The organism is Enterococcus sp. DIV1316a (genome assembly GCF_050536915.1).
Taxonomy (GTDB): domain Bacteria; phylum Bacillota; class Bacilli; order Lactobacillales; family Enterococcaceae; genus Enterococcus; species Enterococcus faecalis.
On the sequence record NZ_CP172913.1, the window covers coordinates 1,054,633 to 1,079,562 of the forward strand.

Consider the following 24,930-nt stretch of genomic DNA (forward strand, 5'->3'; position numbering starts at 1 on the left):
CATGGGAAAAAAAAGAATTTATGAACTAGCAAAAGAAATGAATAAAGCAAGCAAAGACGTTGTCGATAAAGCGCATCAATTAGGTATGGATGTTAAAAACCATATGGGCGCAATTAGTTCCGAGCAAGAAACAAAGCTTCGTCAAGCATTCGGAGGAGGAAGTACCGTAAATACTCAATCAAAAGCAACAAACAACCAAAAGCAACAAACAACACAAAATAAACCAGCCAATAAGAAACCAATGAACAATAAACCTGGTGAACAAAGAAATAACCAAAATCGTCCAAACAATCAATCAACGAATGGACAACAAAGAAACAACAACAACCAAAATCGTCACGGCCAAAGCAACACACAAAACCGTAGCAATCAAACAAATACAAACAATCAAAACCGCAATACCCAAAACAATAACGGTTCTACAACGAATCAAAATCGGACCAGCCAAAATAACAATGGCGGGAACAACCAAAACCGTGGCGGCCAAAACCGTAACAACAATTTTGGTGGCGGTCAAAATCGTAATAACCGGAATAACTTTAATAACCAAAACCGCAATCGTTTCAACAAAAAAGGGAAAAAAGGCAAACATCAACAAGAATCAGCGAAGCCAGCAGTACCAGCACGTAAATTCCGTGAATTACCAGATGTTTTAGAATATACAGAAGGTATGAACGTGGCAGATATTGCGAAAAAAATCCACCGCGAACCAGCGGAAATCATCAAAAAATTATTTATGATGGGTGTCATGGTTAACCAAAACCAAGCCTTAGATAAAGATACAATTGAATTATTAGCTGTGGACTATGGCATGGAACCGCAAGAAAAAGTCCAAGTTGATATTGCGGACATTGATAAATTCTTCGAACCGGAAGCAGTTGTTGAAGAAAACTTAACTACACGTCCCCCTGTTGTCACAATCATGGGACACGTAGACCACGGGAAAACGACATTATTAGATACATTGCGCCATTCTCGTGTGACTTCAGGTGAAGCGGGCGGTATCACGCAGCATATTGGTGCCTATCAGTTAGATATTGATGGCAAACCAATTACGTTCTTAGATACACCAGGACATGCGGCCTTTACAAGTATGCGCGCACGTGGTGCCAGCATCACTGATATTACCATCTTAGTTGTTGCAGCGGACGATGGAGTAATGCCACAAACAATCGAGGCGATTAACCATGCGAAAGCGGCAAAAGTGCCGATTATTGTAGCAGTTAACAAAATTGATAAGCCTGGTGCAAATCCTGATCATGTGAAACAAGAATTAAGTGAACATGAATTAATTCCTGAAGAATGGGGTGGAGATACGATTTTCGTCAATATTTCAGCGAAATTCAATCAAAACATTGATGAGCTATTGGAAAATATTTTATTGATTGCTGAAGTAGAAGACTTAAAAGCTGATCCAACGCAAAAAGCAATTGGAACAGTGATTGAAGCGCGCTTAGATAAAGGTAAAGGTCCGGTTGCGACATTACTCGTTCAACAAGGAACTTTACATGTTGGTGATCCAATCGTTGTTGGTAATACTTACGGACGTGTTCGTGTGATGACCAATGACATGGGCCGCCGTGATAAAGAAGCAGGACCCGCAACTCCTGTAGAAATTACCGGATTAAATGATGTTCCTCAAGCGGGTGATCGTTTTGTGGTCTTTGAAGATGAAAAAACAGCACGTCAAGCAGGGGAAGAACGGGCTAAACGTGCGTTGCTTGAACAACGTTCAGCAAGTAGCCGTGTGACATTGGATAACTTATTTGAAAGCCTAAAAGAAGGCGAATTAAAAGAAGTTAATATCATTGTCAAAGCAGACGTACAAGGATCTGCCGAAGCCGTTTCAGCAAGTTTACAAAAAATTGATGTAGAAGGCGTTCGTGTGAAAATTGTTCACGCGGCAGTTGGGGCCATCAATGAAAGCGACGTAACTTTAGCCGCAGCAAGTAATGCGATTATTATCGGCTTTAACGTTCGCCCAACACCACAAGCGAAACAACAAGCAGAACAAGAAGAAGTTGATATTCGTTTACACCGTATTATCTATAAAGCCCTAGAAGAAATCGAAACAGCGATGAAAGGGTTATTAGATCCAGAATTTGAAGAAAAAATTACGGGTCAAATGACGGTTCGTGAATTGTACAAAGTATCTAAAGTTGGCACAATCGCTGGCTGTTATGTTACAGAAGGCTTTATTCGCCGCGATAGTGGCGTGCGTGTCATTCGTGATGGTATTGTTATTTATGAAGGTAAATTAGCAAGCTTGAAACGCTTTAAAGATGACGTGAAAGAAGTCAAACTTGGTTTTGAATGTGGCGCTATGATTGAAAACTTCAATGATTTACGTGTAGATGATGCGATTGAAGGCTTCATTATGGAAGAAATCAAACAATAATTTTAGTAATTGGAGGAAGACACTATGGCAAATTATCGTGACCGTCGTGTAGGTCAAGAAATCATGCGTGAAGTGAATGATATCTTGAACAAACGCATCAGAGATCCACGCGTCCAAGGCATCACTATTACAGATGTTCGTGTGACCGGTGATTTACAACAAGCAACGATTTATTACAGCTTGTTATCTGATTTAGCTTCCGAACAACAAAAAGCTCAACAAGGCTTAGACAAAGCCAAAGGACTGATTCGTAAAGAATTAGGACAACGGTTAACCTTGTATAAAACACCAGAGTTGATTTTTGAAAGAGACGAATCTGTCCAATACGGAAATCACATTGATGAGTTGATTCGTAAGTTGAATCAAGGTGAATAATTAAAAAGAAAAAGCACACCAGACGAATGGTGTGCTTTTTCTTTTCATGATTTCTTGATAAAATAGTCATGGAGGTGCAAAGATGAAAAGAATTGTTGCTTTCTATAAAAATGGAGATCGTTATTTAAAAGAAATGGGTTCAGGCAAGAGTTCCCTGTACTTTTTTCTTTTCTTCTTTGTACTACATAGTATGCGGGAACATATTATTCAGTTCATCGGATTTTGGCCGTCATTTATATTCGTCCTCATACTTGTCCCAAATCTTATGCTTGGCGTCGGACATATTAACCATTGGTACAAAAACCGCTCTTGAATTTTCCAGAATACTTTTAAGCATGGAACAAAATCCTTATTGATTTTGTTCCATGCTTTTTAAGTTAACCCAGTATTTAATACCATCACAGAATAATCCCTAAATTCAAAAATCCGTCCTTTATAAAGATAAGTGGCGCCATACTTTTGTCGATAGTACGTAATCACATTTTTTAATGTTTCAACATCGATTTCCAAAAATTCAGCACAAGAATAATGGTTACTTAAGCCAGCTTCAGAGCAACGAATTAAATCGTCTAATGTAACTAATTGCTCTAAGGCCACATTGCGAGCTTTCAACTCTTGCTTCCGATTTTCTGTACAATTTTGATTTAAAATAGTGCCAACGGATGTTTGATAATGCCCGTATTCCTCGGCTAAAATGTTCTTCTTTTGACGGGTACTCAATGTTTTTTCAATATAAATTTTGCCATTTCGATACAACCCATAACAACCTGTTTGATTGTATAAATCAATTTCTAAAACCGTCACATCCTTTTGAATGGAACTGACGAGTTTTTCATAATCATTCACTTTACCATTCACCTGCCATTACTTAATAAAAAGAGTAGATGGGAAGTTAATCCTCTTTTTTGTCAGAAGAAATCGATTGTTGATATTTGGCATCAATTTCATCCAAGTAATCGTGAATTTTCTCGATTTCTTCTTTTGAAAATATCTTTTCTGGATCCCCAGCGTGGGCAGCCAGTGTCATTTCGTCACGGCGAGGGAATGAGAGAATTTCTGCTTGCGTTTGTTGTTCGTGTAATTGTTGTTCGGCAAATTGATAAACGATGGCTTGTCGTTGGGGCTCTAATTTTTTATAAATGCGGTCGATAGTTGAGGCATTTTTTTCCATGGGAACTTCTTGTCCCATCAACCAGGCCTCATTAATGTCTAATGCATCTGCAATGCGATAAACTTTGTCTTGTTTTGCTTCGTAACGACCAGCTAGCCAATCGCTGATCGAAGATTTACCGATGCCAGTTTTTTTCGCTAATTCACTAGGTTTGATGTTCTTGGCTGTTAAAGCTTCTTTTAAACGGATAGCAAAAATGTTCATATTTCCGAACCTCCTATTGCCTCAAAGTATACTATACCTGTTTAGAGAAGGCAAGTAACAATCGCAATTAAAATTAGCGGTTCATAAAACCGAACTTATGAGTTGACAGTGAAAATATTTGATGCTAAGATAGAGCCATTCGAATGTTCGGTTAACTGAACTATTTTTTTGAACACTTCGTTCGGAAAACCGTATTTTTGTAGAAAGGGTGAAGAAATGAGTCGGAATTATAAAAAAACGTTGTCGGATATGTTACTTTTAGCAATTATTTTATTAATAAGCAGTGTCTCAATAAAAATTGGAGCCATCGTGATTGGTATGATTGGCCTCATGGAATTACTAACAGAATAACAATAATTTAGTCAAAAGGAGAGAAGCGGATTGGCAGAACGACGCATGTTTGCAAAAACGATTATTGATAGTGATGCGTTTTTAGATATGCCCTTATCAAGTCAGGCCCTGTATTTTCATTTAGCGATGCGTGCCGATGATGATGGATTTATCAATAATCCCAAAAAATTGCAGCGAATGGTCGGTTGTGGGGAAGACGATCTAAAATTGCTAATGGTTAAAAAATTTATTCTAGTATTTGAAAGCGGTGTGATCGTTATCAAACATTGGAAAATTCATAATTATATTCGCAGTGATCGTTACAAACCAACCTTGTATCAAGAAGAGAAAAATCAGATTGTTGAAAAAAATAGCAAAGCTTATACGTTTAAAGCAGAATCGTCTGTCAGTGGTCAACCAGCTGACTACCAACGGTTACCACAGGAAAGCATAGTCCAGTCTAAGTTAGGTCAGAGTCAAGGTAGTAGTTCAGAAAACGATTGTTTAAAGATGATTTATCATTTTTATGAGGAAAACGGCTTTGGTACACTGGCCTCAAAAACAAGCCAAGATTTTAAGTATTGGTTGCAAGATTTTATGCAAAAAGGGGCTAGCCAAGAGGAAGCATGCCAATTAATCTTGCATGCTTTAGGAATTGCCATCGATCGAAATAAACGGAATTATGGCTATGTAAATGCTATTTTGAAAAGTTGGGAGCAACAAAATTATTTATCCGTACATGAAGTTCTGGTAAATGATAAAAAACAAGTGTCGGAGCATGCGCCGCAAATGACAGAAGAATATCAAGAGTTAGGTTTTTAAAGAAAGGAGGAAATCAGTATGCATGCGACAGATCAAACTTTTCAAATACTATTGAGTCAATTGTTAGAAAAAAGTTGAAGACCGTTGTCCTGAATGTGGCAGTGAACAATATGTTTGGCAACAAAAAAATAAAGATGGCACAGAACGTTGTGCCCCAACTTGTTGGTCGTGTGGGTATAAAATGCTAAAAAAACATGAACAAGAAGCCACTCAACAACGTTCTCAAGAGAGTTTTATGGCACGTACACAAAAATTTTTTCATCAAGGGTCCTTAATTGCTGATGATGCGCTACGGCAATGTCGCTTAACCAATTACCAAACCACTGAATTAGAAACAAGACAAGCAAAAGAACGGGCCTTAGCAGCAGTTTCAGCGATTGTTGAAGGAAAGCCAATCCACGTTATTTTTTCAGGGAAACCTGGTGTTGGTAAAAGTCATTTGGCTATCAGTATTTTAGTTGAAGTCTTAGAACGCTCTGCATATCAAAAGTATTGTTTATTTGTCAGCTACTCTGAGTTATTAGAAAAACTAAAAATGTCCATGAATGAATCGGCCAAAAGCCAAGCAAAGGCTCAAGCGTATATTACTAGAATGAAAAAAGCAGACGTTTTGGTTTTAGATGATTTAGGTGCTGAATTAGGAATTAAAAATAAAGTTAGTACGGATTTTAATAATGACATCTTAAACCGAATTTTAGAAGGTAGACAGAATAAAGCAACTATTTTTACTACTAATTTTTCTGGAAAACAACTGGTGGAGGCCTATGGAACACGCATTATTTCTCGTCTAATGAAGCACGCCAGTGGCTATGTTTTCCAATACAAAGACACAACAGACAAACGAATGAGGAGTGTGAAATAAATATGTTAACAATTATTATTGGGTTTATCTTTTGGACAATGACACTAATGTTAGGTTATCTAATTGGTGAAAGAGAAGGCCGTAAACATGAGTAATTTAACAAAATGTAAAAAAGATTTATTTGAAATGAAAAGCGTTGTATTTAAAGATATTTCAAAGCAACAAAGCGAAAAAGCACAAAAAAGAAAACGACTCTTACAACTAATGAATCAATATCCCGATTGGGCAAGTCAAAAAAATAAACTTATTATGCAGGAAATTCAAGAATTAGGACAAGCAATCGGTAATTGGTCGATGGATCAATCAAGACCCATCCAATCCATCAAGGCCACATCGTTTACAAAAAGCGAGTATCTCTATTTAATTTGGCTCGGTTATTCAGATGAAGCGATTCGTCACGGCTTAGACATGTCGAAAGAGTGTTATTTTATTTATCGATTAACACTTTTAAATGAATAAAAGTAAAGGAGATTAACCAATGCGTACGTCAACATTTAATTATATCAAAGATATTTTAGCAGACTTTTATAAAACAGATGAGTATATCCAGCAACGGGAAGAAGAATTACGGCACCCTTATCAAGAAGCAGATTTAAATGCTGGTATTAGAGGACAAGGACTTCACTCTGTAGTGACCGAACGAATGGCGATTACGATAGCTATGGATCGTCGTCTGTGGAACTTAGAGAGAAATCGAGACATTATCAAAAATTGTTTAGCTGAAGCGGATGAACAAACGCGCGTGATTATTGAAGAACTATATATGAAAAAACGGCCCTCTTTAACATTAATTGGACTTGCCCAGCAATTATTTATTAGTAAAAGCCAAGCCTATAAATTAAGAAATCATTTCTTTGAAGCGGTGGCGGATGAACTAGGGATGTAAACATGGAAAAAGCGTGGAATTTTTTCAGGTGTCAACATGGTAAATTAATAGTGTCGAAAGAGATAGATAAACGTGAGGCAACCAAAAAAATGAAGACACGGAATTCTATGATTTTGACTGCTTTCTTGTGTCAGCTATGAAGGAGCAGAAAATGCCGGCTACTTTCAAGATCCTTCATTTTGACTAGAAGAGAGCCAATTTGTTAACCAATCCTGAATTTTTTGAATGGAAAGGTGGCGCTAAAAATGAATGAAGCGGAACAAGAGTTATATGAAGCCCTTGTTGCAATCTGCCAGACGTCAGGATTTTTGTTGCTAGAGGAACTGCCGACAGATTTACCAGATCAGCCATTTGTTTACTTAGGTGATAGTAAAGAATTACCTAAGCCAACTAAATCAGCTATTTTGGGTGAAATTGAATTAATAATGCATGTTTATGGTGCGTTATCTGAACGACAACAAATTTCTACAATTAAAGGAACGATTTTACGGCAGGCAACCAGTAACTTAAAACGAACGGCTCATTTTAATTGGGGTATCAAACATCAAGAAGTCAAAGCACAAATGGTAAAAGATACCAAACAAATGAAAAAAACAATTTGGCATGCTGTACTACCATTACACATGCAATTTTACTAGGAGGAATTATCAATGGGAGAAGTTATGCAAGGAAAAGACCGTATTTTATTAGTTCGTCGCTTGGATGAAGCAGCGACAAAGAAAGCAATGAAACCCTTATTTCAAATTGAACATGAATGGGAATTCTCACGTGAATCGAGCGGTACGCAAACAAAAGATGGCGTTGCGAATGCTGTTTCTGGTTTAGAAGTTACGTTATCGTTAAGCGGTTTAGCCTCTCGAGATGATGAAAATTTATACATGAAAGACGCAGTTGAAGATGGCATCTTAATGGAATTTTGGGATGTTGATTTAAAAGGTGAAAAAAATGCGGAAGGTAAATATCCAGCAATTTATGCCCAAGGTTATGTAAATTCATGGAGTTTACCAGCCAATGTAGAAGAATTAGTAGAAATCGAAACAGAAGCCTCTATTAATGGCAAACCACAAGATGGTTTTGCAACAGTAGAAGCAGATATTATTGCAGAAGCACAATATGCGTTCCAAGATACCGTTCCAGATAAAGCACCACAACCTGGCGCATAATCAAAAAGTGTTGAATTTTAGGAGGATAAAAAATGAATTTAGAGATTAACGGAAAAACAATTGAAGTGAAATTTACGATTGGCGCGATTCGTGAATTAGATAAACGTTACCAAATTGAAAATGGCGCTGCCAAATTCGGCATGGGCATCAGTTCAGCAATGATTTATTTACGCCAATACAATCCAGTAATCTTAGTTGACATCATGGAAGCTTTACAAAGTGGGCAATTAAAAATAGGTAAGTCGGAAATTGAAGCATGGTTAATGACCCAAGATGTCAAAAAACTTTCAGATGATTTGCTTAAAGAAATGGGAAAGCAACCTCTTACAAAACCAATGATCGATCAGTTCAGCAAAGAAGCGAAGAAAGCAGAAGCGCAAGCGACCAACTAATTAAAACGAGCGATGACGTGTATCACGACATCGCTCTTTCTGCTTTTCGCTACTTAGGCTGTCATTCATTTGAAGAAGTGGATCGGATGACCATGTCTGAATTTGAATTACGAATGATTGCTTTTAATTTAGCAGAAGTAGATGAAGAGCGGAAAAGGCACGAGCTTGCCTACTTAAATGTTAAAGCGCAAGCGACAAACAAAAAAGGAAAACCCGTTTTTGAAAGCTTTAAAAGTTTTTATGATTATGAAAAACGAGTTGCTGAAGTTCTGGCAGCTAACCAGCCACAACGAACGAAATTAAATGAGTGGAAAAAAACGCAACTTGCCACTGTGGCAGAGCGTCTACGCCGCTATCGAGAAGGGAGGAGAGTAGATGGAGAATGACAAAGAAAAAACGCCGTTATCGGAGGCAAAGAAAAGCCTTGCAGGCGTCCAACAAGCATTAAAAAGTATGAGCGGTGAGTATGCCTTATTAAGTGGATATTTAGGGAAAATTAGTGCGGGTGTCAATCAGTCAGCCACGGTCATGAACACATTTAAAACCGTCATGCAACAATCTGGAGAAACAGTGAAAAAAACAGGAGACGAAACAGCAAAGGCAGCAGATCAAATGAACACAGCGTTAACAGATTCTGCTGAACAAGCCGGTGAAGCAGCTAAAAAAGCGGGGAAAGAAACCTCTGATGGCTTTACTAATGCACAAAATAATATGCTGAGCTTTGGGACGGCCATGACTAGTGCCGTTTCCTTACCTATGCTGAACGTTTTAAAAACAGCTATGGGCGTCGGTGCTGGGGTCAGTGGCGAATTTCAAGGAATGCAAGGACTGATTATGGCCAGTGCAGGAGGGATTTCTGATTCATTGCAGGGCGAGTTGCAAGGGGCATTGACTCAGATGAATCAATCATTTGAAGCGGCGGCACAAGTGATTCAAAGCGTGATGGCTCCAGGAATGGAAATTTTGGTTCAAGTGGTTATCACAGTCGTCAAAGGCATTACAGCTTTGGTGAATTTATTTATCAAATTACCAAAACCCGTCCAAGTTTTTATTGTTGCCATTATGGGCATTTTAGCCGCCATTGGGCCCATGTTGATTATGGTAACGATGGCTCAGCAAAAATTTCAACAGTTTAGTGATGGTTTGGTTCTTGTAAAAGGAAACATTGGGAAGTTAGGTGGTGGCTTATCAAAACTAAGTGCTAGTTTTAGTGCCTTAAGTGGAGGACCATTAATTTTAATTGTAGCAGCCGTTTTAGCAGCGGTAGCAGCGTTTATTTATTTCTATAAAACCAATGAAACATTTAGAAATAGTATCAATAGCTTAGCTAGTGCCATTCAAGGAGCTGTTTCAGCGGCGTTTGGTAAATTGGTAGGACTGCTACAACAGATCCAGCCGGCCTTTCAGCAAGTAATGGCAGTTTTTAAACAATTTTTTGCAGTAGGCTTAGAGAAAATGGCGACTATTTTTTCAACAATTGGTCGTGTGCTAGCAGGCGTTTTTGCCAGCGGTTTGCAATTAGGTAGTAACTTATTAGGGCAATTTGGTGGCACCTTTGACAAAGCTGGTTTAGCGGTTGGTCTTTTGGTAAAAGTTCTGACAAAGGTTGCACTGGCTGCATTAGGAATTTCTGGGCCGTTTGGTCTAATTATTTCCTTGATTGTTTCATTCGTGACGGCCTGGATGAAAACCGGTGATTTGAGTGCGGGTGGTATTACCCAAGTCTTTGATAATTTAGGTAACACGATTACATCGGTTACAACAATGCTTGCGGCTAATCTACCGAAAGTTATACAACTTTTTACAACCGTCTTAACCAGTATTCTCGGGAAAATAACAGAAGCTATTCCAAGCATCGTCACCGCGTTATCTAGTTTAATTACGTTAATTGTTGGTGCGATCGTTGCCAATTTGCCAGTCTTAATTGAAGCGGCAACACAAATTATTACTACGTTGATTCAGGGGATTACAACAGTCTTACCAATGTTGATAGAAGTTGGTTTGAGCTTATTAATGACTTTAGTTAATGCGATTGTCACCGCCTTGCCAACAATTACAACTGCAGCGATTAATATCATCACTACATTAGTGACAGCTTTTGTCACAGCGTTACCAATGCTAGTTACAGCAGGTGTTTCAATTATCACGGCCTTAGTCAATGCATTTGTTACTATGTTACCGTTGATTTTGACTGCTGGTTTACAAATTTTGATGGCATTAATCACTGGGATTATGACGATTTTACCTCAGTTAATTCAATCAGCGCTGACGATTATTCTAGCGTTAGTGACAGCGTTGATAGGTGCCTTACCACAGATTATCAGCGCAGGTGTCAAATTGTTAATGGCGTTAATTCAAGGAATTATTTCGATTTTACCAACCTTAGTTGCGGCAGCTATTACCTTAATTTTGACATTGGTAAATGCCTTAATTGGTGCCTTGCCACAAATCATCAGCGCAGGCGTCAAATTGCTAATGGCTTTGATCCAAGGGATTATTTCAATTTTACCGCAACTGGTTACTGCAGCAATTACGCTAATTACCGCTTTAATGGGTGCGTTAATCAATGCGTTGCCACAGTTGTTAAGTGCTGGGATTCAACTGATTCAAGCCTTAATTAATGGTGTACTCAGTCTATTGGGTACCTTGCTGTCCGCAGCAGGAACATTAATCTCACAAATGATCACGAAGATTGGTTCTTATTTTGGTCAACTGTTAGCTTCGGGCGGACAGTTAGTTGAAAATATCAAAAATGGGGTTACCAATGCAGCCGATCAGGTAAAAAATGCCATTGGTTCTGTAATTGAAGGTGCTTGGCAAGCAATCCAAGGTTGGTTTTCAAAATTTACCGATGCTGGTGCGAATATTGTCGGCATGATTGCTGATGGAATTACAGGCGCAATTGGAAAAGCCAAAGAAGCAATCGATGGGGTCGTCAGTAAAATTCGTAACTTTTTACCATTTTCACCAGCAAAAGAAGGTCCCTTATCTGATTTGCATAAATTGAATTTCGGCGGCACGATTGCCACGGGGATTTATGCAGGCGAAACAGCCGTTAGTAGAGCAATGGCTTCTATTTTAGACTTACCGCTGTTAAATGATTTTGCCTTGGACTTAGCTGGTCGAGGAAACTTCACAGCAACGATTGACCATCGTTTAGAAAATGATGCATACAATCGACCATTATTTGTGACAGTAGAGTCAACGTTAGATGGGAAAGTTGTCGCAGCAACTACGGCGCCTTATTTAGCAACAGAGTTACAACGACAACAAGTGAAACAAAATAACCGCTTAGGAAGGAGAGGATAACATGTATAAATTTGTTGATACCAATCAAGCAACTCATTCAACGCCTCTTCCTTCAGAAGCGTTGAATTTTAACGGCCAATTTTTAGAAAAAGTCATCCCTGGCTATCAAACATTATCAGTTTCAGGACGAGAATTAGTTCCAAGCGAAATTGAAAGCTATCAATTAGGGATTCGTGATGGTAAACGTCACGTTTATGCGCGAATTCCAGAACGAGAATTAACAGTCAAATATCGCCTTTCAGCTGTGAATAATGAAGCGTTTCGAGATGCATTTAATCATTTAAACGTTGCTTTGTTTACGGAAAAAGACGTTTCTATTTGGTTTAACGATGAACCGGAAATGCTGTGGTTTGGCAGTAAGTCTTCAGTGAGTGATGTACCCGAAGGTGTTAACCAAGTAACAGGCACCTTTACTTTATTGCTTTCTGATCCGTATAAATACACACGGAGTGATGCGACTAGTGTGATGTGGGGTTCGCCAACCATTACATTTCAAGCGAATTACTTAATGGGGAATACAGGCTCAGGTGCAGTTGATTTTCCAATTTTAATTGAAGGCGGGGCTTATTGGGGATCAACCATGATTACCTTTCAAAATCGGGCTTACACGATGGGGGATTTAGGCAAAGAAGTTCGGCCAATTGAAATTTATCCTACGGTTGAAGGATTAAAAGTCAAACCGACCATTATTTTAACAGGAACCGGACGTGGTGTTTGGATTAAAACACGGAACGATACAATTAACTTAGGAGACTTTGATCGTTCGGAAATTATTATCGATACTGAAAATTTTTATCTGACAAAAAATGGTGCACCGATGATTCGACCAATGAACGATTTTTATCTATATCCCAATGAACCGCTGTATATTCAAGCCAAAGATAGCGACTTCCGCTTGACGATTCGCTATCCTAACCGATTTGTGTAGGAGGGTGATTAAATGTTAATGGCGCTGGATTTGAAAAGAACATATACGGCAATCTTGGACAATGCCTATCAAGTCAGTTATGAAAAAATAGAGAACAAAATTGGGAGTTTAGATTTTACCATGCCACTAGATGATCCTAAAAATGAATTTATTGCAGAAATGCAATGGGTGGAACTGACCGACAATGAGAATGAATATATTGGTTTATATCGCGTGATGCCAACCACAATTAAGAAAGATGCGAACAATAATCAAATTCACTACTCTGCCACAGAAGCACTATGTACCTTAGGCGATACTGTCCTATTTGGTTGTCACGAAATTAAAAACAAAACAACGAAAGAGGCCATTCAATTTCTATTGAATAAACAAAAAACAAAGCATTGGGTCCTAAAAAAATGTGATTTTTCAAGGAAATTAACCTATAAATGGGAGAATGAAAATGGGCTAGTCGAGCCTTTATTTAGCATCCCAGCCGATTTCGAAGAGGAATATCTTTGGCAATGGAATACAGAGGTCTATCCTTTTGAACTTTCATTAGTCAAACCACCAACAGAAGCAGTTGCGCGAATTCAAGAAGGTTACAACATGCAAGGATTTGAAATAGAACGTAATCCCAAGATGCTAATCAATCGGATTTATCCATTAGGTTCAGGCGAAGGTGTTAACAAAGTCAATATTCGCTCGGTCAATCAAGGGGTTCCGTATTTAGAGAACAAGGCCGCAATTGACCGCTATGGTTTATTAGAGTCAATTTGGGTGGAACAGCGTTTTTCTGATCCCAAGGCATTAAAGGAAAATGCTTTGCGAATGTTAGAAGAATGGACCAAGCCACAAGTTTCTTGGGTAGTGACTGCAGCTGATTTAATTAAATTAACAGATCAACCTTTAGCAATCGATCGTTTGCGGTTGGGCACGGTTATCATGATTAATACGAATGAGTTTGGGAGTGTCAACCTTCGTATCAAAAAAGAAAGTAAAAAAGATGTCTTTGGTGCCCCCCAAGACATTCAGCTAGAGTTGGGAAATCTGCAAGAAACAATTCATAGTACCATGACAGCTTTCAGTCGGAAACAAGAGATTAGCGAAACTTACGCACAAGGGGCGACGACACTTTTAAATCGTTCAATACAAGGAGAACTTAACAAGACACAGCCAGTGGAGCTAAATTTATACTTTGACGAGGACATTCTTTATGTAAACACCGCAGAATTAACGTTCAAGGCAACTGCTAAAGGACCTTCGCATTCTGTAACGAACATTGATTTGGTAGTGGATGGCAAAAAATTACCCCAACTATCATTGCAACAACAACGGCTAAACATTTTGAGTTATTTACGAAAAACAACAGATGGAAAAATCGAACGCGGCAATCACACGCTTCAATTTTTCTCTCATCAGCCACTATGGTTGGATGCTTCGGTCATCTGTCGTGTGTATATTCAATCCCAATTGGGTGGCCAGTTTTAATAAAATAATGAAAACTAGAGGAGTGTGACGAAATGTCAGTAGAACATATTGAAGAATTAGATACCCTGAATCAAGGTCGCCTTAAAATCAATGCAATCTTGGATCAGTCGAATGCATCAGCTGAGAAAGTAGATGCTTATCAAGTCCAGTTAACGAATGGAATTTCTGAAGCGAAAAACATCGCAGATGAAGCTGGGAAAGAAGCCGTACAAATTGCCACTGATGCAGGCAATCAAGCAAATGAAACAGCCAACCAAGCGATGAACAATGCCAAAACAGCCATCACGATTGCAGGAAATGCAGTTTCAACGGCAAATAATAATAAACAAGAATTTGATACTTTACGAAATGATTTCGATCAATTAGTAGCAGAAGCGGGTGATAGTAATCCAGAAATTGTCCAAGCACGCACAGATACACAAGGCATCAAACAAGCTACCTTAGCGAATCGTCTTCAAATTGATTTGAATGACCGTATGACAAAAGCAGACGGTATTTCTTTATTGGCTAAGCCAACCACTGTCAAATTGAAGTTAGACTTTAACGGTAAAACGGCCGGCAATACAGCCACCAATGCAAACAGTTATTCCACTGATTTTACGGCTAAAATTCTTAAGAAGCCAACAGACGTTTGGGAGGAAGTTTCCCAAGCGGACTACAATAAAATGGCCAGCCGTGATGATGAGGGTGTGAAAACAGGTTCCACCCAAAGCGGTGTGATTCCGCAACAATTAGCGGCCTTCAATCTCGTTGAAGCCGCAAAAAAATTAATTCCACAAATGTTTGAAACATTCACAACTGACGAGGCGGTGGCATTTATTCGCCAGAACGTTCAATTTTTTACGATTAATCAACGTGTGAAAGCCGCTGCGCCCAATAATCAAACGATTAAAATCGCTGCGTATTTACCAACTACGGATAATTGGGTAACTCAAATCCAAGAATCAGCAAAAGAGTTCGGCGATTTTTCAATTCAAATCAATGATCAGAATTTTATCACAGATGAAGGTTTCATTTATTTAATGAGCTATACAGATTCATCGAATGGGGTAACGCCAGCTAGCTTAGAAGTTGATTACATGGGGCTTCATATTGGTCTGTCTGTTGATGCCCAAGCGGTTTTAGCGAAGAGTGGTTTTGTTCAAGCAGAGCAACTCAAGACCCATGTGGAAAATCAGGATAATCCGCATCAAGTAACCGCTGAACAAGTGGGGCTGGGCAATGTAGAAAATTATGGCTTCGCATCAGACAGCGAAGCAGTCGCGGGAACTTTAACGAGTAAATATATGCACCCGAAAAACGTTGCGGAAGCGATTAAAGGTCAAGCTGTGACACAAACAGGTGATCAAGAGATTGCTGGGGTGAAGAATTTTGTAACTATGCCAACCGTCAATGGTTTGCCTTTGGAATCCTCTAGAATGGCCATTTATGAAGCTAGTGGAGTCGGTGAAGTCGAGGCAAAATATCAGGCGGCCTTTAATAAGGATAATATGAAATTTGTATTAATTAGGGTAGGAAATCGTGTCGATGCATTTGTAAGATGTAATTTGAGTGATCCAACGAAATTGAATAATAATGTGGTTAAAGTGTTTACTGTTCCAACAGGATATACATTATCGACGAAGATTACAAAGGGAATATGGAATTTGGCGTTAACTGCTATGCAATATACATTCCCTCAACCGAATTGTGCAGGTTTATATGAGATGGGAAATCAAGGAATTCTTTTTGGTGCTAACCGTGCTGGAAATATTTACCTCCAAGGAAGTTGGTACACGGACGATCCGTTTCCGACAAAATAACAAGCTAGTTTAGGAGACTTTTTATGGAACGTTATCTCAACACAATAACAATGCTTTTAAGCATTTTCGGTGGGATTGTCGTACGTTTATTAGGTGGATTAGATCAATTGTTGGATGTCTTCCTCTTTTTAATTATTGTCGATTTCATCACAGGTTGGATTAAGGCAATCGCCACAAAAGAATTGTCCAGTCGGATTGGTATGCTCGGAATTGCGAAAAAAGTGACGATGTTATTTGTGGTTGCCGTAGCGGTTCGTGTTGAAAAAGTTGTGGGGAACAATTTGCCAATTCGGGAAATGGTTCTGATTTTTTACATTGCGAACGAAGGACTTTCTTTTTTTGAAAACATTGCGACCTTTATTCCTATGCCGAAAAAGTTAAAAGAGTTATTTATTCAGTTAAAAAATAAAGATGATTAAGTAGAAGTGGTCGGGACAAACGTAGAACTTTCGGCTGATTGCCGAAGAAATTACTTCTGTCCCGCCATTTATCTGCAGGTTTAAGCCATGAAAGGGAAGTTATTTTGACTTTCCTTTCATGGCTTTTTTTAGAAAGGAGTATGCTATGTTTAAAAAATTAATGATTCAACTTGCTTTAGTGATTGGCTTAAGTTTAACGATTCCGATGACGGCTTGCGCTTACATCATCGAAGCGGATCCGATCAACTTTACTTATTTTCCAGGCTCTGCAAGCAATGAATTAATTGTTTTACATGAATCTGGAAACGAGCGGAACCTAGGACCACACAGTTTAGACAATGAAGTAGCCTATATGAAACGAAATTGGTCAAATGCTTATGTCTCATATTTTGTCGGATCTGGTGGACGAGTGAAACAATTAGCTCCTGCTGGCCAAATTCAATATGGCGCAGGTTCTTTAGCTAACCAAAAAGCCTATGCGCAAATCGAATTGGCTCGCACGAATAATGCGGCGACGTTTAAAAAAGATTATGCTGCCTATGTTAATTTGGCCCGTGATTTGGCTCAGAACATTGGTGCTGATTTTTCGCTGGACGATGGAACAGGTTATGGAATAGTCACTCATGATTGGATTACAAAAAATTGGTGGGGAGATCATACAGATCCTTATGGTTATTTAGCGCGTTGGGGGATTAGTAAAGCGCAGTTGGCACAAGATTTACAAACGGGCGTTTCTGAAACAGGTGAGACTGTCATTGTTCAGCCGGGTAAACCTAATGCACCAAAATATCAAGTAGGACAAGCAATTCGTTTCACTTCAATCTATCCAACACCAGATGCTTTAATCAATGAACATCTATTAGCAGAGGCACTTTGGACACAGGTAGGAACAATTACAGCGAAATTACCAGACCGACAAAACCTTTACCGTATTGAAAATAGCGGACACTTGTTAGGTTATGTGAACGACGGCGACATTGCTGAACTTTGGCACCCGCAAACGAAGAAATCATTTTTAATTGGTGTGGACGAAGGCATTGTTTTAAGAGCAGGACAACCTAGTTTGTCAGCACCCATTTATGGTATTTGGCCCAAAAATACTCGCTTTTATTACGATGCGTTTTATATTGCAGATGGGTATGTTTTTATTGGTGGGACAGATACGTCAGGCGCGAGAATTTATTTGCCAATCGGACCAAACGATGGCAACGCACAGAATACATGGGGATCATTTACTAGCTAAAAAAGCCACAAACTCTGCTTTTATCAGAGTTTGTGGCTTTTTTGCATTTAGCAGAGATTTTGCCAAAGGGAATAAGTAACGGAGACTGCGAAGCTAGGTACTTTTATGCTATAATGACAAAGTTAGTATTATCGGAACTGGAGGAACTATAATGGACGGCATTTTACCGTTATGGAAAGAACGTGGCATGACAAGTCATGACTGCGTATTTAAATTGAGAAAAATTTTACATACCAAAAAAATTGGTCATGGTGGTACGCTAGATCCAGATGTCGAAGGGGTCTTACCCATCTGCGTTGGCAAAGGAACGAAAGTGATCGAATACATGGTAGATTCTGGCAAAACCTATGAAGGTGAAATTACACTTGGATTTGCTACGACAACCGAAGATGTTAGTGGCGAAATTGTTGAAAAAAAACCAGTTACAACACCTCTGTCAACTGAACAAATTGATCAAGCAATGGCCGAAATGACAGGTGAAATCACACAAATACCACCGATGTTTTCTGCGGTGAAAGTCAATGGTAAACGTTTATATGAATATGCCCGGAACGGGGAAGAAGTTGAACGGCCCCAACGAAAAGCTATGATTTATTCATTTGAACGTACTAGTGAACCAAATTTTAATGAATCTGCTCAAACACAAAGTTGGCGGTTTAAAGTGGTCTGTGGCAAAGGAACCTATGTGCGGACATTATCCGTGGATACTGGCAAAAAATTAGGCTATCCTGCCCATATGTCGGATTTAACGAGAACGGCAAGTGGCGGTTTGCAAGCTGCGCAATGCTTAACGTTAGAAGAAGTAGCCAAACAAATGGCTGCTGAAACAATTGATCAATGCCTGTTGCCTATTGAGACAGCAGTAGAACAATTCCCACGAATTGATTTATCAGATGAATTGTATCAAAAAGTAAAAAACGGCATGCGTTTGCACAAAAAAGAACTAGGAATAAAGGCAATGCCAGAATCCTTAGTTGCCTTATTTTACCAAAATCAAGTGGTTAGTTTATACATGCCACACCCAACGCATGATAAATTATTGAAACCAAGTAAAGTTCTACGGAACAATTAAATAAAAAAGAAGGAAGTTTTTGCACATGCAAGTTATTCAACTACATCATCCCTATGAACCCAATCAAATTCCTAATGAAGAAGTCGTGATGGTCCTAGGCTTTTTTGACGGTGTTCACAAAGGCCACCAAAAAGTAATTGAAACAGGCAAAAAGATTGCAGAGGAAAAAGGCTTGAAGTTAGCTGTGATGACCTTCAACCAACACCCATCAATCGTTTTTCAAAAAGTTTTACCAGAAAATATGAAATATTTAACTAGCTTGGAACAAAAAGAACGCCTAATGGCCAACTTGGGCGTTGATATTTTATATATTGTCGAATTTACTTCAGCGTTTGCTCAATTAAAACCGCAAGATTTTGTCGATCAGTATATCGTTAATTTAAATAGTGCAGTGGCAGTCTCTGGGTTTGATTATACGTATGGTCCTAAAGAAATCGCTGGAGTCAAACAGTTACCAACTTATGCGCAAGGCCGTTTTGAAGTGGTGACAGTACCAAAAGAAGAAATGACTGGTGCCAAAATTAGCTCAACAAGAATTCGCGAAAAAATGGAAGCCGGCGAAATGGAGGAGGTCACGGAGTTGTTAGGATATATTTATGAAACAGAAGGAACAGTTGTCCATGGCGATGCTCGTGGCCGTTTATTGGGTTTCCCGACCGCTAATGTCAAAGTGAAAAGCACCGTGCGCTTACCAAGAATTGGCGTCTATGCTGTGCAAATCGAAGTTGGTGGCAAATGGTATGTCGGCATGGGCTCAATTGGTCATAATGACACCTTTGGAAAAGGACGCGATTTAACCGTGGAAGTCTATATTTTGGACTTCCATCAAGACATCTATGGTGAGCAAGTGGTGGTTCGTTGGAATCATTATTTACGTGACCAAGTGAAATTCAATGGGGCTGAAGCCTTGATCGACCAATTAAAACAAGATGAACGAGATACGGCTGACTATTTCCAACAATCTGAGGACAAATAATGAAGATTCGTCAAGAAAAACCTGCAGAGTATCAAGCTGTAGAGCGTTTAACGTATCAAGCGTTCAAGGAATTAAACTTGACCGAAAACTGGCGTCCCACAGAGCATTTTATCGTGCATTTATTAAGAGAAAGTGCCGACTTTATTCCGGAGTTGTCCTTAGTTTCAGAAACTGATCAAGGAAAATTAACGGGTCATATTATGTCTTCAAAAGCCAAACTACGATTACCTGATCATACAGAAAAGGCTGTTTTGACCGTTGGGCCGCTAAGTGTCCATCCAGAAGCACAGAACACGGGCGTAGGCTCAGCGTTAATTAAGCATTCTGTGCAGAAGGCCAAAGAATTAGGCGTCGGCGGATTGATTATCCTGGGCCATCCAACTTACTATACGAAGTTCGGTTTTGTTCCAGCGACTACTTTTCAGATTACGTTACCGGAAAAAGAAATATCAGAAGCATTATTGGCTTTGGAATTACTGCCAGGTTATTTTGGCACAAGTGGTGGGGAGTGGCATTTTTCAACATGCTTTGCTTATCCAGAAACACACCCTGCAGAATTAGAAGCCTTTGAAGCAGAACTCGGAATAAATGAATAAAGAATAATAAGACGCGACAACTACTAGTTAAGTACTGGTGGTTGTCGCGTCTTTACTACTTTTTATTACAAAGTAGTTGACAGAACCGGTACTCAGTATTATTATGTAGTGGTACATAGTACTAAAGAGTAGTTTAGGGAGGAAAAGCAGTGAAGCAGACAGAGTTGCTAAAAGGCATTTTAGAAGGTTTAGTTTTAGCCATCATCCAAAGGAAAGAAACATATGGTTATGAAATTACAAAAATTTTAAATGACCAAGGGTTTACTGAAATTGTTGAAGGAACCGTTTATACGATTTTACTGCGTTTAGAAAAAAATCAATGGGTTATAGCTGAAAAAAAGCCTTCAGAAAAAGGACCAATGCGGAAGTTCTATCGCTTAACCTCATCAGGAGAAGCAGAACTCGCTGATTTTTGGCAGCGTTGGACGTTGCTTTCAAAACAAGTAAACAAGATGAAAAAAATGGAGGGATAGAGCATGTCAAATTTTAAAGCGTTGATCAAAAAAGTTGTGGGGGATAAAAAAGAGTACAAAGAATATAAACGACGGATTGCAGCATTACCAGCAGAGTATCGACAAGTATTTCAAGAAATTGAAAAATATGCATGGCATTTTTCAGATCATAGCGGAGCCAATATGTTCAATGCGTTGACTGATTTACTTGATTTGTTTGAAGAAGGAGCTGCTAACGGAACACCTATCAAAAATATTACGGGAGAAAAAGTAGGTGATTTTGCTGAAACAATTGTCAATGAAGTCGCTGGCAAATGGACCGATAAACAGAAAGAAAAACTGAATCATCAATTTTCTAAACAATAGTCAAAACAAAAAAAAGAGAATAAACATGGTTGAAAATTTTTTTAAAGAAGGAAAGTTGCTGGTTATTCCCAAGAAAAATGCGAAAAAAGTCCAAGTGTTTCAACGTGTGGCCAACCAATTTGAATTTGGGAAAGAATATACGGAAAAAGAAGTCAATCAGCGACTTAGAGAAATCTATGAAGATTATGCACTTTTGAGACGGTATTTAGTAGATTATCAGTATTTAGAAAGAGATAAGTTTGGAAAAATTTATCAGAAATGTGAGCAACACACAAAAATTATATAAATGGCTTTTTTTAAAAGTAGCGAAACTAGGTGAAATGAACCAAGTCTAGCTACTTTTTGTTATGTAAGCTTAGTAATAGTTCTATAAAAAACTCTCTATTTGTTTTCTAACTCAGACTGGTAAGATTGATTTAATTAGAAAAAGATAGAGGTGAGAGAATGAATCTACGTACTTTAGGTCTAACAAAAATTCTTTTGACCTTTATTATATTAAGTATTATTGGCGCGTTAATGATTTATAGCGCCAGTAGCTATGACTTGTTGATGCAAGGCGTGAAGCCCACTGCTGTGTTTATTAAACAAGGCATTATTATGTGTCTCAGCTGGGTGCTAATGTTCGTGATTTACAAAGTTCGACTAGAAGTGTTATTTAATAAGAAAATTGCGATTGGACTGCTTTTAGTTTCGGTACTATTACTGCTAATGGTTCGACTACCTTTTTTTGGTGTAGCAGCGAATGGCGCACAACGTTGGATTTCTCTCTTTGGAATCCAATTTCAGCCATCAGAACTTTGTAATTTTGCGATTATTTATTACTTGAGCTGTTATTTAGGTGAAAAAGAAAATGGCTTGACAACGAAGCAGTTAAGGAAACAATGGCTGTTTGTTTTGGTCGTTGCATTTTTAGTTTTGATTCAACCCAAAGTTGGCGGGGCCATTCTTATTTTAGTTATTGGCAGTGTCTTAATTTTCTCAGCAAGTATTCATGCAAAATTTAGTGTAATTGCTGCGGGGATTGTCGTTGCTAGCGCGGCGCTTCTTTCTAAAATAATTATTTTTCTAGGCGATCACCGCTACTTACCACATTTTTTTGCGCATGTGTATGACCGCTTAGTTGTTTTGAAAAATCCGTTTTTATCCTTTCATGATCGCGGATTTCAGCCTTCAATGGCCTATTTAGCGATGTATAACGGTGGGTTTTGGGGCACTGGACTAGCCAATGGTATGGTAAAAAAAGGTGGCTTGCCAGAAGGTCAAACCGATTTTATCTTTGCGGTGATTGTGGAAGAACTTGGTTTGATTGGCGGCTTACTATTGCTATTTCTTTTGTTATTTTTAGCGGCCTCGATTTTGCGGAGTAGTTGTGTAATAAAAAATCATTGTTACGGCTTGTTTTTGTTAGGGGTCGGGACCTTGATTTTAGCTCAAACGGCGATTAACATTGGTGGCGTTTTGGGTTTGATTCCAATGACGGGAATTCCTTTACCGTTTGTTAGTTACGGTGGGACAAGTTATTTAATCTTTTCAGTGGCATTAGGAATCGTCATTAAAATTATTGCAAACGAAAGGCGGCAGTTAAATGGTCAATACAAAAAAATTCAACTTACATCTTAATTATGATTTATTATTGCCCATTTTTTTACTCACACTTTTATCTTCTGGTGTGCAATATTGGATTGCCGTTAATGAAGGAAAAGATGGAACTGTGCCAGCATTAAAACAACTTTTCTTTATTTTTGTTGGCTATGCAGGCATGTTTTTAGCTAGTCGGCTGTCACAGAAATTTATTTGGAAAGTAGCTCCTTTTTTCTATGGGTTTTCATTAATCTTAATGAGTGCTTTGTATTTTTCCTATGACAAAGGAATGTATTTATTGACGGGCACAAAGCGCTGGTTAGATTTAGGGTTTATTAAATTTCAGCCATCAGAAATTGCGAAAATTGCGTTTATTTTAATGTTGGCAAAAATTATTATCCAACATGAGCAACAAGACTGGTCTGATAAATGGCGTTCAGACAAGCAACTTCTAAAAAAAATCGTTGCGGTTAGTGTCCCTGTTTTTTTCTTGATGGCGGTACAAAAAGATTTTGGGACATCCCTTGTTTTCGTAACGATTATTCTATCTCTTTTAGTTATTTCGGGAATTGATCGCAAAATTTTAATCATTATTTTCAGTGCTTTAGCAACGTTAGGCGTGGTCTTGATTCTGTTAGTCTTTACAGAGTGGGGGCACAAAGTACTCTTCTTTTTACATTTTAAACAATATCAATTGGATCGAATTTTAGCATGGATTCATCCCTATGATTATGTCGATAAAATCTCCTATCAACAAGTACAAGGCTTATTGGCAATTGGTTCGGGTGGTTTATTTGGCAAGGGTGTGCATGGGATTGAAGTGTATGTTCCTGTTCGTGAGTCTGATATGGTTTTTACTTTTATCGGGGAAGCCTGGGGCTTTGTGGGCAGTGCCACTGTTGTTTTTCTCTATTTTTACTTGTTTTATCAAGTTTTAGTAGCTGGCTTGCGGAGCAATTCGCGTTTCTGTATGTACATCTGTGTCGCCCTCATTTTTTCGCTGGTCTTTCAAACGGTGGAGAATATCGGTGCGGTGATTGGACTGTTGCCGTTAAAAGGTATTCCGCTTCCGTTTTTAAGTCAAGGAGGCACTTCGCTAGTGATGGCTATCACTTCTTTAGGATTTGTCAAAGGAAGAGAAGCCGCTACCTGAAAACACAAATAAAAACCAAGACTGGAACTCGCTTGCCGACAAGCTCTAGTCTTGGTTTTTACTATTGAAATTGTTTTTGGCATTCAGCCAAAAGTTGTTGAAGTTGTCGACTCATGTAACGTTCTTTTAAATAATAAACTGCCATGTTTCGTTTAGGTAGTTCTTGGTAAGTTAGTGTATGAATCGAATTGTCTAAAAGTTGAATATTTGTGTATTCGGGGACAATAGCGAAACTATCGGAATGAGACACCAAGTGAGTAATAAGTGAAAGAGTATCCACTTGAATGACTTTCTCTGGAGAAAAATTAGAAAACGTAGTATCTAGCCAATTGGTTAATTTGTTTTGCTCGGAAAATTCGGTATTTAAACGGACGAAGGGGTACATTGTTAGTTCTTTTAAAATTTCTTCCGTCGTAGCTTTGGCCAAAGCTGGATGATCGTTTCTTAAAATGAATTGATAATTTGCTGTAAATAAATCAATTTTACCAATATGTTCAGGTAATGGTAAGTCAGCAAAGGAAATACCAAAATCTGCATCCATTGTTTCCAAGGATTGAAGAATATTTTCTGTAATAATAGTGTGGACTTGTAAGTTGGATGAACGATCCGTTAATGTTGTCATTAGTAAGTCATTCAATTTATATTCTAAATCACAGAGATAAGTGGCTACATAAATATGGTTGGAAGAATGATTAATTTCTTTTAGCTCTTCTTCAATTGAGACCAACTCATTGGTGATGCGCCAACAATATTTTTCTAAAATTAATCCAGCTGGCGTTAAGGTGGTAGTTTGACCTTGGCGATTAAAAAGTTCCGCGCCTAACGTTGCTTCAAGAATTTTTATTTGCTTACTTAGGGCAGCTTGAGAAATTGCTAAATTTTCGGCTGCTTTAGTAAATTGTTTCACTTTGCATAACTCTAAAAAATAATGTAAACGAAATAGTTCCATGGGAATTCCTC

27 protein-coding genes and 1 pseudogene are annotated in these 24,930 nt (G+C 38.5%); 25 read left to right on the forward strand and 3 right to left on the reverse strand.

All coding sequences use genetic code 11. The features are described 5' to 3' along the window. Position 1: 1 nt before the first annotated feature. Together infB and rbfA are read left to right on the forward strand one after the other, a co-directional pair. Entirely contained in the window at positions 2 to 2,398 is a 2,397-nt protein-coding gene (infB, locus tag IGL56_RS05170) for a translation initiation factor IF-2 (protein WP_002357859.1), read from the forward strand. 24 nt (positions 2,399 to 2,422) lie between these two features. After that, positions 2,423 to 2,773: a 30S ribosome-binding factor RbfA gene (gene rbfA, locus IGL56_RS05175; protein WP_002360497.1), complete on the forward strand. Its 351-nt coding sequence runs from the start codon at positions 2,423 to 2,425 to the stop codon at positions 2,771 to 2,773. Between the two features lie 372 nt (positions 2,774 to 3,145). Here rbfA and IGL56_RS05180 read toward each other — a convergent pair whose 3' ends face one another. Both IGL56_RS05180 and IGL56_RS05185 read right to left on the reverse strand, forming a co-directional pair. Further along, positions 3,146 to 3,631: a toxin gene (locus IGL56_RS05180; protein WP_002382232.1), complete on the reverse strand. Its 486-nt coding sequence runs from the start codon at positions 3,629 to 3,631 to the stop codon at positions 3,146 to 3,148. A 34-nt stretch (positions 3,632 to 3,665) separates the two neighbouring features. Beyond that, entirely contained in the window at positions 3,666 to 4,148 is a 483-nt protein-coding gene (locus IGL56_RS05185) for a helix-turn-helix domain-containing protein (protein WP_002357856.1), read from the reverse strand. 168 nt (positions 4,149 to 4,316) lie between these two features. Here IGL56_RS05185 and IGL56_RS05190 point away from each other — a divergent pair, with 168 nt between their 5' ends. The 23 genes and pseudogenes from IGL56_RS05190 (at position 4,317) to IGL56_RS05300 (ending at position 23,970) form a co-directional block, all read left to right on the forward strand. Further along, positions 4,317 to 4,499, forward strand: a complete 183-nt coding sequence (locus IGL56_RS05190; protein ID WP_075551614.1) for a hypothetical protein — start codon at positions 4,317 to 4,319, stop codon at positions 4,497 to 4,499. A gap of 45 nt (positions 4,500 to 4,544) precedes the next feature. Further along, positions 4,545 to 5,300 carry a DnaD domain protein gene (locus IGL56_RS05195; protein WP_002392532.1) on the forward strand — a complete coding sequence of 252 codons (756 nt, stop codon included), beginning with the start codon at positions 4,545 to 4,547 and terminating at the stop codon, positions 5,298 to 5,300. 18 nt (positions 5,301 to 5,318) lie between these two features. Beyond that, a pseudogene (locus IGL56_RS05200) lies at positions 5,319 to 6,162 on the forward strand (ATP-binding protein). 66 nt (positions 6,163 to 6,228) lie between these two features. After that, on the forward strand, positions 6,229 to 6,621 hold the full coding sequence (locus IGL56_RS05205; protein ID WP_002357852.1) for a hypothetical protein: 393 nt from the start codon (positions 6,229 to 6,231) through the stop codon (positions 6,619 to 6,621). A 19-nt stretch (positions 6,622 to 6,640) separates the two neighbouring features. Next, entirely contained in the window at positions 6,641 to 7,048 is a 408-nt protein-coding gene (locus IGL56_RS05210) for a RinA family phage transcriptional activator (protein WP_002357851.1), read from the forward strand. A 221-nt stretch (positions 7,049 to 7,269) separates the two neighbouring features. After that, a complete protein-coding gene (locus tag IGL56_RS05215; RefSeq protein WP_002382237.1) occupies positions 7,270 to 7,686 on the forward strand; it encodes a hypothetical protein in 417 nt (138 codons plus the stop codon). 12 nt (positions 7,687 to 7,698) lie between these two features. Further along, a complete protein-coding gene (locus tag IGL56_RS05220; protein WP_002381948.1) occupies positions 7,699 to 8,211 on the forward strand; it encodes a phage major tail protein, TP901-1 family in 513 nt (170 codons plus the stop codon). A 32-nt stretch (positions 8,212 to 8,243) separates the two neighbouring features. Then, positions 8,244 to 8,603: a tail assembly chaperone gene (locus IGL56_RS05225; RefSeq protein WP_002357848.1), complete on the forward strand. Its 360-nt coding sequence runs from the start codon at positions 8,244 to 8,246 to the stop codon at positions 8,601 to 8,603. 17 nt (positions 8,604 to 8,620) lie between these two features. Next, positions 8,621 to 8,989, forward strand: a complete 369-nt coding sequence (locus IGL56_RS05230) for a hypothetical protein (protein ID WP_002357847.1) — start codon at positions 8,621 to 8,623, stop codon at positions 8,987 to 8,989. After that, positions 8,979 to 11,912, forward strand: coding sequence for a phage tail protein (locus IGL56_RS05235; RefSeq protein WP_002385961.1), 2,934 nt, complete (start codon positions 8,979 to 8,981; stop codon positions 11,910 to 11,912). The genes IGL56_RS05230 and IGL56_RS05235 overlap by 11 nt, the downstream gene beginning before the upstream one ends. Before the next feature lies 1 nt (position 11,913). After that, a complete protein-coding gene (locus IGL56_RS05240; protein WP_002365553.1) occupies positions 11,914 to 12,840 on the forward strand; it encodes a distal tail protein Dit in 927 nt (308 codons plus the stop codon). A 12-nt stretch (positions 12,841 to 12,852) separates the two neighbouring features. Further along, the gene (locus tag IGL56_RS05245) at positions 12,853 to 14,310 is read left to right on the forward strand and encodes a phage tail protein (protein ID WP_002357844.1); all 1,458 of its coding nucleotides are present in this window, start codon (positions 12,853 to 12,855) and stop codon (positions 14,308 to 14,310) included. A 32-nt stretch (positions 14,311 to 14,342) separates the two neighbouring features. Further along, on the forward strand, positions 14,343 to 16,112 hold the full coding sequence (locus IGL56_RS05250; protein WP_002357843.1) for a hypothetical protein: 1,770 nt from the start codon (positions 14,343 to 14,345) through the stop codon (positions 16,110 to 16,112). Between the two features lie 23 nt (positions 16,113 to 16,135). Continuing rightward, positions 16,136 to 16,531, forward strand: a complete 396-nt coding sequence (locus tag IGL56_RS05255) for a phage holin family protein (protein ID WP_002357842.1) — start codon at positions 16,136 to 16,138, stop codon at positions 16,529 to 16,531. Positions 16,532 to 16,649: 118 nt separating this feature from the next. Next, positions 16,650 to 17,774 carry an SH3 domain-containing protein gene (locus tag IGL56_RS05260; RefSeq protein ID WP_002392536.1) on the forward strand — a complete coding sequence of 375 codons (1,125 nt, stop codon included), beginning with the start codon at positions 16,650 to 16,652 and terminating at the stop codon, positions 17,772 to 17,774. Positions 17,775 to 17,925: 151 nt separating this feature from the next. Next, positions 17,926 to 18,846, forward strand: coding sequence for a tRNA pseudouridine(55) synthase TruB (gene truB, locus IGL56_RS05265; RefSeq protein ID WP_065813896.1), 921 nt, complete (start codon positions 17,926 to 17,928; stop codon positions 18,844 to 18,846). Positions 18,847 to 18,871: 25 nt separating this feature from the next. After that, the gene (ribF, locus tag IGL56_RS05270; RefSeq protein ID WP_002357839.1) at positions 18,872 to 19,822 is read left to right on the forward strand and encodes a riboflavin biosynthesis protein RibF; all 951 of its coding nucleotides are present in this window, start codon (positions 18,872 to 18,874) and stop codon (positions 19,820 to 19,822) included. Beyond that, positions 19,822 to 20,418 (forward strand): GNAT family N-acetyltransferase, encoded by a 597-nt coding sequence (locus tag IGL56_RS05275; RefSeq protein ID WP_065813895.1) that lies wholly within the window; start codon positions 19,822 to 19,824, stop codon positions 20,416 to 20,418. The genes ribF and IGL56_RS05275 overlap by 1 nt, the downstream gene beginning before the upstream one ends. A 149-nt stretch (positions 20,419 to 20,567) precedes the next feature. Further along, positions 20,568 to 20,891 (forward strand): PadR family transcriptional regulator, encoded by a 324-nt coding sequence (locus tag IGL56_RS05280; protein ID WP_002357837.1) that lies wholly within the window; start codon positions 20,568 to 20,570, stop codon positions 20,889 to 20,891. A 3-nt stretch (positions 20,892 to 20,894) separates the two neighbouring features. Further along, a complete protein-coding gene (locus tag IGL56_RS05285) occupies positions 20,895 to 21,236 on the forward strand; it encodes a DUF1048 domain-containing protein (protein ID WP_002357836.1) in 342 nt (113 codons plus the stop codon). Between the two features lie 25 nt (positions 21,237 to 21,261). Further along, positions 21,262 to 21,522, forward strand: coding sequence for a DUF2087 domain-containing protein (locus tag IGL56_RS05290; RefSeq protein WP_002360471.1), 261 nt, complete (start codon positions 21,262 to 21,264; stop codon positions 21,520 to 21,522). 158 nt (positions 21,523 to 21,680) lie between these two features. Next, positions 21,681 to 22,856, forward strand: coding sequence for an FtsW/RodA/SpoVE family cell cycle protein (locus IGL56_RS05295; RefSeq protein WP_002357834.1), 1,176 nt, complete (start codon positions 21,681 to 21,683; stop codon positions 22,854 to 22,856). Then, positions 22,822 to 23,970, forward strand: a complete 1,149-nt coding sequence (locus IGL56_RS05300) for an FtsW/RodA/SpoVE family cell cycle protein (RefSeq protein ID WP_010815967.1) — start codon at positions 22,822 to 22,824, stop codon at positions 23,968 to 23,970. Before IGL56_RS05295 ends, IGL56_RS05300 begins: the two co-directional genes overlap by 35 nt. A gap of 61 nt (positions 23,971 to 24,031) precedes the next feature. On the opposite strand, the gene IGL56_RS05305 is transcribed toward IGL56_RS05300, so the two are convergent. Beyond that, entirely contained in the window at positions 24,032 to 24,919 is an 888-nt protein-coding gene (locus IGL56_RS05305) for a LysR family transcriptional regulator (protein WP_002357832.1), read from the reverse strand. Positions 24,920 to 24,930: the final 11 nt, after the last annotated feature.

Excerpts from the sequence above, each read along its gene's own strand:
- IGL56_RS05285 (WP_002357836.1), top strand. The coding sequence starts at position 20,895 with ATGTCAAATTTTAAAGCGTTGATCAAAAAAGTTGTGGGGGATAAAAAA.
- IGL56_RS05185 (WP_002357856.1), bottom strand. The coding sequence starts at position 4,148 with ATGAACATTTTTGCTATCCGTTTAAAAGAAGCTTTAACAGCCAAGAAC.
- IGL56_RS05225 (WP_002357848.1), top strand. The coding sequence starts at position 8,244 with ATGAATTTAGAGATTAACGGAAAAACAATTGAAGTGAAATTTACGATT.
- IGL56_RS05245 (WP_002357844.1), top strand. The coding sequence starts at position 12,853 with ATGTTAATGGCGCTGGATTTGAAAAGAACATATACGGCAATCTTGGAC.
- IGL56_RS05220 (WP_002381948.1), top strand. The coding sequence starts at position 7,699 with ATGGGAGAAGTTATGCAAGGAAAAGACCGTATTTTATTAGTTCGTCGC.
- ribF (WP_002357839.1), top strand. The coding sequence starts at position 18,872 with ATGCAAGTTATTCAACTACATCATCCCTATGAACCCAATCAAATTCCT.
- IGL56_RS05290 (WP_002360471.1), top strand. The coding sequence starts at position 21,262 with ATGGTTGAAAATTTTTTTAAAGAAGGAAAGTTGCTGGTTATTCCCAAG.
- IGL56_RS05260 (WP_002392536.1), top strand. The coding sequence starts at position 16,650 with ATGGCTTTTTTTAGAAAGGAGTATGCTATGTTTAAAAAATTAATGATT.
- truB (WP_065813896.1), top strand. The coding sequence starts at position 17,926 with ATGGACGGCATTTTACCGTTATGGAAAGAACGTGGCATGACAAGTCAT.
- IGL56_RS05235 (WP_002385961.1), top strand. The coding sequence starts at position 8,979 with ATGGAGAATGACAAAGAAAAAACGCCGTTATCGGAGGCAAAGAAAAGC.
- IGL56_RS05195 (WP_002392532.1), top strand. The coding sequence starts at position 4,545 with ATGTTTGCAAAAACGATTATTGATAGTGATGCGTTTTTAGATATGCCC.
- infB (WP_002357859.1), top strand. The coding sequence starts at position 2 with ATGGGAAAAAAAAGAATTTATGAACTAGCAAAAGAAATGAATAAAGCA.
- IGL56_RS05250 (WP_002357843.1), top strand. The coding sequence starts at position 14,343 with ATGTCAGTAGAACATATTGAAGAATTAGATACCCTGAATCAAGGTCGC.
- IGL56_RS05305 (WP_002357832.1), bottom strand. The coding sequence starts at position 24,919 with ATGGAACTATTTCGTTTACATTATTTTTTAGAGTTATGCAAAGTGAAA.
- IGL56_RS05295 (WP_002357834.1), top strand. The coding sequence starts at position 21,681 with ATGAATCTACGTACTTTAGGTCTAACAAAAATTCTTTTGACCTTTATT.
- IGL56_RS05255 (WP_002357842.1), top strand. The coding sequence starts at position 16,136 with ATGGAACGTTATCTCAACACAATAACAATGCTTTTAAGCATTTTCGGT.
- rbfA (WP_002360497.1), top strand. The coding sequence starts at position 2,423 with ATGGCAAATTATCGTGACCGTCGTGTAGGTCAAGAAATCATGCGTGAA.
- IGL56_RS05240 (WP_002365553.1), top strand. The coding sequence starts at position 11,914 with ATGTATAAATTTGTTGATACCAATCAAGCAACTCATTCAACGCCTCTT.
- IGL56_RS05275 (WP_065813895.1), top strand. The coding sequence starts at position 19,822 with ATGAAGATTCGTCAAGAAAAACCTGCAGAGTATCAAGCTGTAGAGCGT.
- IGL56_RS05210 (WP_002357851.1), top strand. The coding sequence starts at position 6,641 with ATGCGTACGTCAACATTTAATTATATCAAAGATATTTTAGCAGACTTT.
- IGL56_RS05300 (WP_010815967.1), top strand. The coding sequence starts at position 22,822 with ATGGTCAATACAAAAAAATTCAACTTACATCTTAATTATGATTTATTA.